The sequence below is a fragment of the Stenotrophomonas sp. YJH_SMC_12-1 genome, from assembly GCF_059370935.1.
The window spans coordinates 235,395-248,445 of record NZ_JCAFUD010000007.1; the positions used below are offsets into that span (position 1 = coordinate 235,395).

Here is a 13,051-nt window from a genome sequence, read left to right on the forward strand (position 1 = left end):
GCCTCAGCGCTGGCAGTGGCTGCACCAGACGCTGGCGCGCTGGCCGATGGTGGCGTGCTTCAGCGCGCGGCCACAGTTCGGGCAGGGCAGCCCGTCACGGCCGTACACCAGCAGTTCCTGCTCGAAGTAACCCGGCGCGCCATCGGGGCTGATGAAGTCACGCAGGGTGGTGCCACCACGGGTGATGGCGTAGCCGAGGATCTCCTTCACCGCATCGGCCAGCCGCTGGTAGCGCTCGCGCGAGATTTTCCCGGCCTCGCGCAGCGGACTGATGCCGGCCTTGAACAGGCTCTCGGCGGCGTAGATGTTGCCCACGCCCACCACCACCGCCTGGTCCATCAGGAAGGTCTTCACCGGCGCGCTGCGGCCACGGCTGCGGGCGAACAGGTAGTCCCCGTCGAAGGCATCGTCCAGCGGCTCCGGGCCTAGCCCCTGCAGCAGCGGGTGGACTTCGCCGGCCGGCTGCCACAGCAGGCTGCCGAAGCGGCGCGGGTCGTTGAAGCGCAACAGGCGGCCGTTGTCCAGGCTGATATCCACATGGTCGTGCGCGCGCAGCGGGGTATCGCCGGGCAGCACACGCAGGCTGCCGGACATGCCCAGGTGCAGCACGGCGCTGCCGATGGCGGTGTCCAGCAGCAGGTACTTGGCGCGACGGCGGATGTCCTCGATGCGCTGCCCCGGCAGCAGCTCGGCCACTTCCGGCGGAATCGGCCAGCGCAGGTCGGCGCGGCGCAGGATCACGCCATGCACGCGGCGCCCCTGCAGGTGCGGCGCCAGGCCGCGGCGGGTGGTTTCGACTTCGGGCAGTTCAGGCATGAACCGATTCTACGCCCGCTCAGCGTGGCGGCGCCGCCAGCTCTCGCGCATCCAGGTAGCCATCGCCGTTGGCATCCTGCTTATGGAAGCGCTGCACGATCACCTGCCGCTGCTTCTCGCGGCGGATCGCCCTGCCCTCGCCGCCGGGCAGCTCGTCAGCGCTCAGCACGCCATCACCATTGCGGTCCATGCGGTCGAAGGCATACAGCATCCACTGCACGTACTCGGCTTCGCTGACCTTGCCGTCGCCATCGCTGTCCATCCGCTGCAGGTAGCTGGCGGTATCGGTGACCTGGGCCAGCGCCGCGCCTGGCAGCAGCGCGGCCAACACAAGCCCATACCCTGCCCTCACGCGCCCACCAGGCTGTAGCCCTTCAATCGCGCAGCGTAGGCCTGCAGCGCCGCGATTCCGCTTTCCTCGGCCTCGCGGCACCAGGCCTGCAGCTGGTGCAGGCGCTCGGCGGCATCGTGGCCGCGGGCCTCGAGCAGCGCCGCCAACCGCGCGCGGTACTCGACCAGGGTGTGGATGCGCGGGCGCTGTGCCACCCATGCGCTGAGCTGGGCGCGACTGTCCGGCTTCAGCCAGCGACCGTCGTTGACCAGGCCACGGCGCAGCCGGCGCGGCAGCAGGCGCCGCAGCTTGGCGCCAGCGTGGGCGGCTTCCTCGCGCAGGGCCGGCATGAACACGTTGCGCTGGTAGTCGGTCATCGCCTGGAAGCGGTGCGAGAGCAGCGCCTTCAGGGTTTCGGCATCGGGCACGGCGATGTTCGGGCGTACGTCCATGGCCGGTGCAACGCGAAGCACCTTGGCCAGGCGCAGCGCCTGCAGCAGGCGGATCGCACTCCAGCCGATGTCGAATTCCCAGCGCCGCATCGCGAAGCGCGCCGAGCTGGGGAAGGCATGGTGATTGTTGTGCAGCTCCTCGCCACCGATCCAGAACCCCCACGGCGTGAGATTGGTGGAGGTATCGGCCGATTCGTAGTTGCGGTAGCCCCACCAGTGGCCCAGGCCATTGACCACGCCGGCCGCCCAGAACGGGATCCACGCCATCTGGATCGCCCACAGGGCCACGCCGGGCAGGCCGAACAGCACGCTGTTGATCGCCAGCAGCAGCACCGGGCCGAGCGTGGCGTGCGGGGTATACAGGTGGCGCTCGATCACATCATCCGGGGTACCGCGCCCGTACTGATCGATGTCCGCGCGCATGCCGCGTGCCTCCCGGTACAGCTCCACGCCGTGCCAGAACACCTTGCCGATGCCGCGGGTGACCGGGCTGTGCGGGTCGTCCTCGGTCTCCACCTTGGCGTGGTGCTTGCGGTGGATGGCCACCCACTCGCGGGTGATCATCGAGGTGGTCAGCCACAGCCAGAAACGGAACACGTGGGCCAGCGCCGGGTGGAAATCGACGCCGCGATGGGCCTGGCTCCGGTGCAGGTACAGGGTCACCGAGAAGATGGTGATCTGGGTGAAGACCAGCAGCACCGCCAGCATGGCCCACCAGCCCAGGCCGAGCACACCACCGGTCAACAGGGACATCAGGGCATCAGGCATGACGGCTCTCCGGATCGACGCGGGGATGGCAGACATCATGGGCGCTTGCGTTGCAAACTGCATCCCTGCGGCGGTGATTGCCACCGTCATCCGTGGCACCGTTCACAGTTGGGGACCTGAGTTGTCGAGCCTTGATCCACGCGCCAGCACCATGACCGCCGCCCCGCCCCTGGCGGAGCTGCCCCCCTTGATCGAACTGGACCGCGCCACCGTGGTGCGCGGCCAGGTGAAGGTGCTGCACGGGCTCAGCCTGCGCATTGCGCAGGGCCAGCACACCGCCCTGCTCGGCCCCAACGGTTGCGGCAAGTCGACCTTCATCAAGCTGATCACCCGCGAACTGTATCCCCTTGCACAGGGAGACGGCTCGGTGGCGGTGAAGGTGCTGGGCCAGAACCGCTGGCAGGTGGACCGGCTGCGTTCGCAGCTGGGCATCGTCACCGGCGACCTCAGCAGCAACCTGGCCGACATGCCCGGGCTGACCGTGGAACAGGCGGTGCTGTCCGGCTTCTTCGCCAGCTACGTGGTGCCGGCCTTCCGCGAAGTGACCGCCGACATGCGCACGCGCGTCGGCGAGACCCTGGCGATGACCGGCGCCCTGTCCCTGCGCGAACGCGCCTATGCCGAGCTGTCGGCGGGCGAAACCCGCCGGGTACTGATCGCCCGCGCGCTGGTCAACCGGCCGCAGGCGCTGCTGCTGGACGAGCCATCCACCGGGCTGGACCTGGTCGCCCGCGAACAGCTGGTGGCGACCATGCGGGTGCTCGCCCAGCAGGGCATCACCCTGGTGCTGGTGACCCACCACATCGAAGAGATCATTCCCGAGATCGAACGCGTGGTGCTGCTGCGCGACGGCCGTGTGCTGGCTGATGGCACCCGCGCCGAACTGCTGCGCAGCGCGCCGCTGTCGGCGGTGTTCGGTGGCGCGATCACCGTGTGCGAGCAGGAAGGCCGGCTGACCGCGTACGCGGGGTGAGGCGGAGCCCTCGGCGGAAACAAGGGGCCTGGAAACCGACAGGCCTGGGAGACCGACTCTACCCCGTCGTGATGTCATTCCCGTCGTGATGTCATTCCCGCCGTCACGCCATTCCCGTCGCGGTGCCATTCCGTCGCCATGCCGGTGCGGCGGGCCGGATGTTCCGGCCCGCCACCGCCTTGCTCAGAACCTCAACGCCAGCGCGCGTGACTCGATCGGTGCCATCCGGCTCTGATCCTGCAGCTGCAGGTCGCGCAGCTCGTACGGCGCACCGAACCCAGCCGGCAACGCGGCCTGGTCGAACGGCAGCACCAGCTGGCCCGCGCCCGGACCGTCGAACCACGCGGCCGCGTGCGCCTGCGCCACCGGCTTCAGCTGGCCATCGCGGCCAGTGGCATACAACGTGCCACGCGCCTCGTAACGACCGGCGGCTGCCACCTGCAGCGGCAGCGCTACCTGGCGGCTGGCCGGGTCCGGTGCCGCCTGGCCACTGAAGCGTGCGGTCGGCCGTGCCACCGCGAAGGCCACCTTGCCATCGCGCAGCACACCATCGGCCTGGGCGAACACCTGCAGTTCCCACAGCCCCTGCACGTTGCCGACATCAGCCGGAATCCGCACCTGCGCACGCAGGGCACCATCAGTGGTGCGCAGCAACCGCTGCGGCCAGCTGCGGCCATCGGGCGCGACCAGCAGGGCTTCACCGCCCAGGCCGCCACGACGCGAGGCCAGCTGCGCGCTGGTGGCGCCGTCTTCCAGCAGGCGTGCCTGCAACTGCACGTTGCCACCGGCCAGCACCTGCGCCTGGTTGGTCTGCACTTCCAGCCGCAGCGGGCTGTTCGGCTCCAGCACCTGCACCACGTAGCGGCCCTGTGCCTGCGCGCTCTGCAGCGTGTACGCACCGGCGGCACTGGTCGCGCCGGTGCGCAGCATGCTGCTGCCATCCCTCACCGGCATGCCGGCCTGCTGCAACGCGCGCGCGTCGACACTGCGGGCCACGCTGCTGCGGCCCGCCGGGTCGCGCACTTGCAACGCATTCGCCGGCACTGCCCGCGCGCCTTCGGCCGGGCTCAGCTGGATCACCGCGTCGGGCGCCGTCAGCGGCAACTCCAGGCCGCGTTGCAGCTGCGCGCCATCGACCTGCTGCCAGTAGCTGCGGCTGACCGAGGCATACGGCGTAGCCGCCTGCAGCGATTGCGCCGGGTCCAAGGCCCAGGCGAAGGACAGCGGCGCGCGTTCGCTGTCATCGGCCGGCAACGGCGCGGCCACCAGTGCCGCAGGCACCTGATCGCCCGCGCGGGCGGCCTGCAGCGGCTGCGCGGCCTGCGCTGCGGAAAGGGACAGTACTGCCAGCACGGCGCCGGCCAGCAGGGTGGATTGAATCGTCATGGTCGTCTCCCTCACTGGGTCAGGTCGTTGCGCAGCAGGGTGCCCAGGCCGAAGCACTCGCGGCGGCTCTGGTTGTGGCTGAGCGGTTCCGCGCCCTGGGTACGCGCCTTGTCGGTGAACCAGGTGGTGCCGGCGGCCTTCTGGCTGCTGCACTCCAGGAAGCCATCGGAGCAGGACGACAGCCAGTTCTGGGTGAACTCCAGGCCGACGTTGGCGGCATAGCCGCCGCAGTAACTGTTGCTGTCCCACACCGCCGATTCCACGTCGCTGCCGACCACCGCGCGGAACGGCTTGGGCAGCGCTGGGCGACCGGCCGTGCCATACAGGTTCTGCGCGTTGTAGGTGGCCATGCTCGCCACCTGCTGCTGGCGCACCGCGTCGTTCTTGTAGCCCAGCAGCCAGCCCAGCGAGGTTTCGAAGGTGTTGCCGTTGAGCACCGCATCGGCCAGCGGCGTACCCGCCGAGGAAGGTGCCAGCGCGGTGACCTTGCGCACCGTGCGGATGATCTTCGGATAGCGGCTGTCGTAGGTCGGGTTGGACAGGATCCAGCGCACCACATTGCCGCCGTTGGAATGGGTGATCACCACCAGCTGGGTGATGCCACGGCTGTCGATGAAGCCGGTCAGCTGGTTGGCCAGGCAACCGGCCGCTTCCGGTTTCCACATGTACTGGGTGAAGTCACAGTTGATGACGACGTAGTTGCTGCTGTTCGGCAGGCCCTGGCGCACGGTGTCGATAATCGCCGGCTGCCAGTAGTCCTGGGTGGCGTTGGTCTGCGCGCCGGTGCCATGCACGAAGGCCACGCCGACCACGTCGGCGGCCTGCGCCGGCGCTGTTGCAAGCCCGAGGAGCAGGGCCAGGACGGTACTTCCTGTTGCGGTGCTGCGCATCGCTTCTCTCCCTCTGTCTTCGGATCCCCCCGACCCGGCTGGAACTGGACGGCCCTGGCGCTTGCCGTTGTGCCGATGCTCGCGGTGCAGCGGCGTGAAAGTCCGTGCGCTGCGCCCGGAATCAGGAGACTGACGTCAAACGATGACGCTTTTCATATCGCGACAATGACCATGCCGGGTCTGGCCGTATGACCGATGGCCACTGCAGTGTCGTATGGGGGCTGCGATCATGGCGCGTTGTTTTCTCTCCCGGAGCCTGTCCATGTCGCTGATTTCCCACCCTGCCCGCCCGCTGCTCGGCCTTGCCGTCGTCGCGGCCCTGGCCGGTTGTGCCGCCACCGCCACCAAGCCGACCGCCGTCGAAGCCAACATCACCACCAAGGCGGTGGGCTATCTGGACCAGAGCGCGGTTCCGGCCAGCCTCGACCTGGTACCGGCACCACCGGTGGCCGGTTCGGCCGCGCTCGCCCTGGACGAGCAGGTCAGCCGTGAAGCCCGCGCGCTGCGTGGCAGCCCGCGCTTCGCCCAGGCCGGCGTCGATGCGGAGCTCGGCTTCCCCGAAGGCGCCAACCACTTCTCCTGCGCCGCCGACATCGACGTCGACGCGGTGAAGACCCCGGCGCTGTATCGCCTGCTGGAGCGCAGCCGGATCGACGCCAGTGCGGCGACCAAGGCGGCCAAGAACCACTACCAGCGCCCGCGCCCGTTCATGGTCAACGGTGAACCGACCTGCTCGCCGAAGGACGAGGAAGGCCTGCGCAAGAACGGTTCCTACCCGTCCGGCCACACCTCGATCGGTTGGGCCTGGGCACTGATCCTGTCCGAGATCGCGCCGGACCGCGCCGATGCCATCCAGGCCCGTGGCCGCAACTACGGCGAGAGCCGCCTGGTCTGCAACGTGCACTGGCAGAGCGACATCCTCGAAGGCCGCTTCATGGGCGCCGCCGCGGTGGCCCGCCTGCACGACAACGCTGCGTTCAACAAGGACCTGCTGGCCGCACGCAAGGAAATCGCCGCCGCACGCAAGGCCGGCCTGCACTCCAGCCGCGATTGCACTACCGAGAACGCGGTGCTGAAGGTGCGCCCGCAGAGCGCGCTGTAAGCGCGCGCCGGATCACTCGTTGCCGGCCAGCGGCCGGCACTACCAAGGGGCGTAAGGAAGAAGGGCCGGCATTGCGCCGGCCCTTCTTCATTGCATCAACGCAGCCACCGCATCAGAACTTCGCGGTGAACTCCACGCCCCAGGTACGCGGCTCGTTGAGGAAGCCGGTCAGGTTGTTGAAGTCGATCGCACCGACCACGCGGGTCTGGTTGGTCAGGTTGCGGCCGAACACGGCCACGTCGTACTGGCCGTAATCCCAGTTGTAGCCCAGGCGCAGGCCGCCTTCCAGCGAACTACGGCCGCGGAATTCCGGCGACTCGTAGATGAAGAAGTTCACCGCGCTGCGGTAGGCCCAGTCCGTGTAGGCGTACAGCTCGCTGCCATCGCTGAGCGGGAAGCCCACGCGCAGGGTCGCGTTGTGGATCCACTTCGGTGCCTGCGGCAGCGGGTTGCCGTTCACCAGCGCATAGGTCTGGCCGTTGATCACCGTGGTCGGGTCGTTGATGGTGCAGCCACCGCCGCAGATCGCCACCGCCAGATCCTTGTCCTTGATCTCGGTGTCGTTGTAGCTGCTGCCAAAGGTCAGCAGGACGTTGTCGGCCAGGTAGGCTTCCAGGTCCAGTTCCACGCCCTGGCCGATGGTCTTGTCGGCGTTGAGCAGGGTGGCGGTGTTGTTGCTGCCACCCACCGCGATCAGCTGCTGACCATCGACGTTGTAGCGGAACACGCTCAGGCCCACGCGCGCGCGGCGCTCGAACAGGTCGGCCTTGATGCCGGCTTCATACGAGATGACCTTCTCCGAGTCGGCCTGCGACAGGCCCGGCGCGAAGGCCAGGCGGCCCTGGATCGACGGTGCGCGGAAGCCCTTGGCCACGCGGGCGTAGGCGTTGATGTCGTCGGTCAGCTTGTAGACGCCGCTGACATCCCAGCTGACGTCGTTGACGTCGGTGTTGGCCAGGTACGGGCCGCTGACCGGGGTGCCGAACGGAACGGCCTGCAGCACGCTGGCGCTGAAGTCCTTCTTGTCCTGGGTGTAGCGCACGCCGGCGCGCAGCTTGAAGCGATCGGTGACATCGAAGTCGCCCGAAGCGAACACCGCCCACGCCTTGTTGCGCTGGTTCTGCACCACGTGGCCGGTCTGCGGGTTGCCCGGGGTCAGCGAGTCGTAGTTGAAGTTGTTGATGGTCACGTCTTCATCGAAGTAGAAGACGCCGGCCTGCCAGTCGAAGCGGCCCCATTCGTTGGACTCGATGCGCACTTCCTGCGTCCACTGCCGGTGGTGCGGCAGGCCGTCGGCCGACTCCGACGAGAACGGAATCAGGCCCGGACCGTAGTTGCCGGCACCGAGGAAGGCCGCACCGTAGCCGCCGTCGATGTCACCGCGGTTGAGCGATTCGGCGGTCTCGTAGCCGGTGATCGAGTGCAGGGTCACCGAGCCGAGGTTCCACTGCAGGCGCGCGCTGCCGCCCCAGGTTTCCAGGTCGGAGAAGTTGACGCCGTCGTTGGCCACCTTGTCGCGGTCGAAGTTCTCGACCAGCGAATTGCCGCCCTTCTGGATGATGTTGGCGCGGAACAGGCGCGCGGTGCCGTTGAGCTTGCGCTTGTGCAGGTTGAACAGCGCTTCGAAGTCGTCGCCTTCGTACAGGAACTGCACGCGGCCGGCGGCTTCGTCATAGCCTTCGAAGCCACTGTTGGGGGCACCGGCGCGGGTGTTGTCGACCCAGTCATCGCGGCGCTGGTAGATCGCCGAGACACGTGCCGACCAGCGGTCGGTCAGCGGGCCGCCGTAGGCGCCCTGCACGTTCCAGCTGTTGTAGCTGCCGTAGCCCACGCGCACGTAGCCGTCGGCATCCTGCGACGGTCGCGCCGAATCGAACTTGACCACGCCGGCCGGGGTGTTGCGGCCGAACAGCGTGCCCTGCGGGCCACGCAGCACTTCCACGTTGGCCAGGTCGAACAGCGGGAAGCCCTTCAGCAGCGGGCTTTCCTGCACCACGTCGTCATACACCAGCGACACCGGCTGCGAAGCATTGAGGTCGAAATCGGTGTTGCCCAGGCCGCGGATGTAGAAGCGCGGGAAGGCACGGCCGTAGGACGACTCGATGTTGAGGCTGGGCACGCGCGCGGCCAGGAAGCGGATGTCATCGCCGGCCGAGCCGAGCACATCCAGCTTCTCGCCCTGGATCGCGCTCAGTGCGACCGGTACGTCCTTGGCGTTCTCGACGCGGCGCTGCGCGGTCACCTGCAGGGCATCGAGGGCAACCGGATCCTTGGCGGCGGGGGTTTCCTGAGCGGCTGCTACCAGCGGCAGCAGGGCGGAAAGAGCGGCAACGAGGGGGCGCGCGACCGGAAGGCGGCCACGGGAAGTACGGGTCGGGGACATGGCGGTAGGCTGTGTTTGGAGGGGTGGTAAAACGGCGCTACCAGATAATTGTTGCAATACAGCACCTACGCCGCAAATGCCCGCCGTTCATGGCCCCGTCGCCGGAGCCCCCGGGCGCTCGCTAGACTCGGGGTTTCCAACGCGACGGACCCGCCGCCATGACCCAGTGGTACTTCCATGCCTCCGCCCAGGCCGAGCGCATCGGCCCGCTTGATGACGAGGCCGCGCGCCGCTACGCGCAGGCCAATCCGCGCGCGCTGGCCTGGTGCCAGGGCATGAGCGGGTGGACACCGATCGCCGAGGTGGCCGAGCTGCAGGCGGTGGCCCCGGGCATGCCCAACACCCCACCGCCGGTCCCCGTCGGCGCCAGCGGCCGCGCCGACGACATCGAGTTCCGCATCGTCGGCCATGAAATGCAGTTCGTGGAGATCGAGCTCGACCCCGGCGAGAGCGCCATCGCCGAGGCCGGTGCATTGATGTTCAAGGACGCCACGGTACAGATGGACACGGTGTTCGGCGCCGCCAACGGCGACCAGGGCGGCGGCTTCATGGGCAAGGTGATGGCCGCCGGCAAGCGCGTGCTGACCGGCGAGAGCCTGTTCGCCACCGTCTACACGCAGAGCGGGCACGGCAAGGGCAAGGTCGCCTTCGCCGCGCCCTACCCGGGCACGGTGCTGGCAATGAAACTGGACCAACACGGCGGCCGCCTGATCTGCCAGAAGGACAGCTTCCTGGCCGGTGCGCGCGGCGTGCAGATCGGCGTGCAGTTCCAGCGCAAGATCATGACCGGCCTGTTCGGTGGTGAGGGTTTCATCATGCAGAAGCTGGAAGGCGACGGCTGGGTGTTCATCCACGCCGGCGGCTGCGTGGTGGAACGCGAGCTGGCTGCCGGCGAGCGCCTGGACGTGGATACCGGCTGCGTGGTGGCCTACCACCCGACCGTGGACATGGACGTGCGCCGTGTTGCGGGCATCAAGAGCATGCTGTTCGGCGGCGAGGGCGTGTTCCTGGCCACGCTGACCGGCCCAGGCAAGGTCTGGCTGCAGTCGCTGCCGTTCTCGCGCCTGGCCGGCCGCATGTGGATGGCCGCGCCGCAGGGCGGTGGCCAGAACCGCGGCGAGGGTTCGGTACTGGGGGGTCTTGGCCGGATGCTGGACGGCGACAACCGGTTCTGACCCACTCGTTTGGTAGGTGCCGACCTTGGTCGGCACTGGAATCTGCGTGTGCCGACCAAGGTCGGCACCTACGGGGTCGTTTTTTGCTGAATAGGCAACTCCCCCACCCTGCCCGCCCCGCCACGGCTTCGGTATGCTGGCGCCCTTTCCCGAGTCCGGCGCCGCGAGCGCACTGCCGATGAGCCTGTTCCGCCCCCGCATGCTGCTGTCCGTCGCCCTGATCGGCCTGCTGGCCGGCTGCGGCGGCGATCCGGTCCGGCCCACGCCGCCGCCGGCCCCCACCGTGGTGCCGCAGGCCAAGCCGGTGAAGATCGGTATCGCGCTCGGCGGTGGCGCGGCCAAGGGCTTCGCCCACATCGGTGTGATCAAGATGCTGGAAGCCAATGGCTTCGAGCCCGCGGTGGTGTCCGGCACCAGTGCCGGCAGCGTGGTCGGCGCGCTGTATGCCAGCGGCATGGACGCGTTCCAGATGCAGAGCAAGGCGGTGGCGCTGGATGAAGCCAGCATCCGCGATGTGCGCCTGTTCTCCGGTGGCCTGGTGCAGGGCCAGAAGCTGCAGGACTACGTCAACGAACAGGTCGCCAACCGTCCGGCCGAACGCCTGAAGAAGCCGTTCGCCGCCGTCGCCACCCAGCTGGAAACCGGCGAGCGCGCGATCTTCGTGCGCGGCAACGTCGGCCAGGCGGTGCGCGCATCGAGCAGCATTCCCGGTGTGTTCGAGCCGGTGAAGATCGGCGGTCGCAACTACATTGATGGCGGTGTGGTCAGCCCGGTGCCGGTGGATGCCGCACGCCAGCTCGGCGCCGACTTCGTGATCGCCGTGGACATTTCCAGCAAGGCCAGCGGGAAGGCGCCGACCGACATGCTGGGCATCGTCAACCAGTCCATCTCGATCATGGGCCAGCGCCTGGGCGAGCAGGAACTGGCGCGCGCCGACATCGTCATCCGCCCGAAGGTGCTGGACATCGGCGCCGCCGATTTCAGCCAGCGTGGCACCGCGATCCTGGAAGGCGAGAAGGCCGCGATGGCAGCCATGCCGCAGATCCGCGCGAAGATCCAGCAGCTGCAGCGCGCGCGCGCCGCTGCAGCGGCGCCGGCCCCGGTGGCCGCGCCGAAGTGCGAGGAAGCCTCGCGCCTCGGCAAGCTGATGGGCCGCAAGGACAAGTGCTGATTCCTTGATGCGTGGCCACCGGGCACGCCCGGTGGTCGCTCAGGGCTCCAGCTGCGACAACGGCAACGCCTGGAACCCCTTCACCGTGCGCAGCACGAAGCTGGAATTGGCATCGGCCACGCCGCCGGCATTGAGCAGCCGGTCCAGCAGGAAGTGCGAGAAGTGCTCCAGGTCGCGCACGTAGACGTGCAGCAGGTAGTCCATGTCGCCGGTCAGCGCGTGGCAGGCCACCACTTCATCCCAGCCCTGCACGCTGTCCACGAAGTGGCCGATGGCGGCCTGGTCGTGCTTTTCCAGCTGCACGCGCACGAAGGCCTGCAGGCCCAGGCGCAACTGCCGCGGTTCCAGCCGCGCGCCGTAGCCGACGATCACACCCTCGCTTTCCAGCCGCTGCAACCGCCGCAGACAGGCCGAAGGCGAAAGATTCACCCGCGCCGCCAGTTCGGCGTTGGTGGCGCGCCCATCCCGCTGGATTTCAGCCAGCAGGCGTATATCCGTGCGATCAAACTGGACTTCTCCGGCCATTGTTGCCCCGCAACATGGTGAGTACGCAAGGATATTGCGCCAACAGGGCCAACGGGCGCAACTTTTGCAACCCTGTTGCGCGTGCTCTGCCCTAGCATCGTAGGCATCCCGTCAAGGAGTGCCCCATGGACCTCGCCCAGCCCCGCCGCGTCGAACACCAGCAGACCGACAAGGGCTACGTGCCGGTGTACACCACCGCGCTCGTCGAGCAGCCGTGGGACACCTATACCGCCGACGACCACGCCACCTGGAGCACGCTGTACCAGCGCCAGCGCGAGCTGCTGGTCGGCCGCGCCTGCCAGGAGTTCCTGGATGCACAGGACGAGATGGGCATGAGCGCGCACATGATTCCGCGCTTCGACCAGCTCAATGAAGTACTCGGCGCCGCCACCGGCTGGACCCTGGTCGGCGTTGAAGGCCTGCTGCCGGAACTGGATTTCTTCGACCACCTGGCCAATCGCCGTTTTCCGGTGACCTGGTGGATCCGTCGCCCGGACCAGATTGATTACATCGCCGAGCCGGACCTGTTCCACGATCTGTTCGGCCATGTGCCGCTGCTGATGAACCCGGTGTTCGCCGACTACATGGAGGCGTACGGCCGTGGCGGCGTCAAAGCCCACGCGATCGGCCCGGATGCACTGCAGAACCTGACCCGCCTGTACTGGTACACGGTGGAGTTCGGCCTGATCGATACGCCCGAAGGCCTGCGCATCTACGGCGCCGGCATCGTGTCGTCGAAGGGCGAGTCGCTGTACTCGCTGGAATCGGCCGCGCCCAACCGCATCGGCTTCGACCTGCAGCGGATCATGCGCACGAAGTACCGCATCGACACTTTCCAGAAGACCTACTTCGTCATCGACAGCTTCGAACAGCTGATGCAGGCGACGTCGCCGGACTTCACCCCGATCTACGCGGCACTGGCCAGCCAGGCGCATCTGCCGGCCGGTGACGTGCAGGGCGATGACCGCGTGTTCCAGAAGGGCACCGGTGATGGCTGGGCCGACGGCGGCGACGTGTAAGCGCACGGCGTACAGCGCTTCGCATTGAAAGGAAAACGGCGCACCTGGATGCGCCGTTTT

12 protein-coding genes are annotated in these 13,051 nt (G+C 68.1%); 5 read left to right on the top strand and 7 right to left on the bottom strand.

Translation table 11 applies throughout. The features are described 5' to 3' along the window. Positions 1 to 3 precede the first annotated feature (3 nt). From mutM to AC5P8Y_RS14630, 3 genes are read right to left on the bottom strand one after another with little or no spacing between them, the layout of a single operon-like run. A complete protein-coding gene (mutM, locus tag AC5P8Y_RS14620) occupies positions 4 to 816 on the bottom strand; it encodes a bifunctional DNA-formamidopyrimidine glycosylase/DNA-(apurinic or apyrimidinic site) lyase (RefSeq protein WP_005407488.1) in 813 nt (270 codons plus the stop codon). Positions 817 to 835: 19 nt separating this feature from the next. Next, positions 836 to 1,168 carry an EF-hand domain-containing protein gene (locus AC5P8Y_RS14625; protein WP_033833538.1) on the bottom strand — a complete coding sequence of 111 codons (333 nt, stop codon included), beginning with the start codon at positions 1,166 to 1,168 and terminating at the stop codon, positions 836 to 838. Continuing rightward, the gene (locus AC5P8Y_RS14630) at positions 1,165 to 2,367 is read right to left on the bottom strand and encodes a DesA family fatty acid desaturase (RefSeq protein ID WP_111109191.1); all 1,203 of its coding nucleotides are present in this window, start codon (positions 2,365 to 2,367) and stop codon (positions 1,165 to 1,167) included. The genes AC5P8Y_RS14625 and AC5P8Y_RS14630 overlap by 4 nt, the downstream gene beginning before the upstream one ends. A 151-nt stretch (positions 2,368 to 2,518) precedes the next feature. On the opposite strand from AC5P8Y_RS14630, the gene AC5P8Y_RS14635 reads away from it, so the two are divergent. Beyond that, positions 2,519 to 3,340 carry an ABC transporter ATP-binding protein gene (locus AC5P8Y_RS14635; RefSeq protein WP_033833536.1) on the top strand — a complete coding sequence of 274 codons (822 nt, stop codon included), beginning with the start codon at positions 2,519 to 2,521 and terminating at the stop codon, positions 3,338 to 3,340. Between the two features lie 183 nt (positions 3,341 to 3,523). On the opposite strand, the gene AC5P8Y_RS14640 is transcribed toward AC5P8Y_RS14635, so the two are convergent. Next, entirely contained in the window at positions 3,524 to 4,726 is a 1,203-nt protein-coding gene (locus tag AC5P8Y_RS14640; RefSeq protein ID WP_049402972.1) for a DUF4785 domain-containing protein, read from the bottom strand. Positions 4,727 to 4,737: 11 nt separating this feature from the next. Beyond that, on the bottom strand, positions 4,738 to 5,616 hold the full coding sequence (locus tag AC5P8Y_RS14645) for a lipase family protein (protein ID WP_033833534.1): 879 nt from the start codon (positions 5,614 to 5,616) through the stop codon (positions 4,738 to 4,740). Between the two features lie 262 nt (positions 5,617 to 5,878). On the opposite strand from AC5P8Y_RS14645, the gene AC5P8Y_RS14650 reads away from it, so the two are divergent. Further along, positions 5,879 to 6,718 carry an acid phosphatase gene (locus tag AC5P8Y_RS14650; RefSeq protein ID WP_033833533.1) on the top strand — a complete coding sequence of 280 codons (840 nt, stop codon included), beginning with the start codon at positions 5,879 to 5,881 and terminating at the stop codon, positions 6,716 to 6,718. A gap of 112 nt (positions 6,719 to 6,830) precedes the next feature. On the opposite strand, the gene AC5P8Y_RS14655 is transcribed toward AC5P8Y_RS14650, so the two are convergent. Next, complete coding sequence (locus AC5P8Y_RS14655; protein WP_049402969.1) at positions 6,831 to 9,101, bottom strand: TonB-dependent receptor; 2,271 nt, start codon at positions 9,099 to 9,101, stop codon at positions 6,831 to 6,833. Between the two features lie 158 nt (positions 9,102 to 9,259). Between AC5P8Y_RS14655 and AC5P8Y_RS14660 the strand changes: the two genes are divergently transcribed. Next, positions 9,260 to 10,276 carry a TIGR00266 family protein gene (locus AC5P8Y_RS14660; protein ID WP_005407480.1) on the top strand — a complete coding sequence of 339 codons (1,017 nt, stop codon included), beginning with the start codon at positions 9,260 to 9,262 and terminating at the stop codon, positions 10,274 to 10,276. Between the two features lie 178 nt (positions 10,277 to 10,454). Beyond that, complete coding sequence (locus AC5P8Y_RS14665) at positions 10,455 to 11,447, top strand: patatin-like phospholipase family protein (protein ID WP_019337382.1); 993 nt, start codon at positions 10,455 to 10,457, stop codon at positions 11,445 to 11,447. Positions 11,448 to 11,486: 39 nt separating this feature from the next. On the opposite strand, the gene AC5P8Y_RS14670 is transcribed toward AC5P8Y_RS14665, so the two are convergent. Then, entirely contained in the window at positions 11,487 to 11,972 is a 486-nt protein-coding gene (locus tag AC5P8Y_RS14670; protein WP_014035441.1) for an Lrp/AsnC family transcriptional regulator, read from the bottom strand. 125 nt (positions 11,973 to 12,097) lie between these two features. Here AC5P8Y_RS14670 and phhA point away from each other — a divergent pair, with 125 nt between their 5' ends. After that, entirely contained in the window at positions 12,098 to 12,991 is an 894-nt protein-coding gene (gene phhA / locus AC5P8Y_RS14675; protein WP_049402965.1) for a phenylalanine 4-monooxygenase, read from the top strand. Positions 12,992 to 13,051 lie beyond the last annotated feature (60 nt).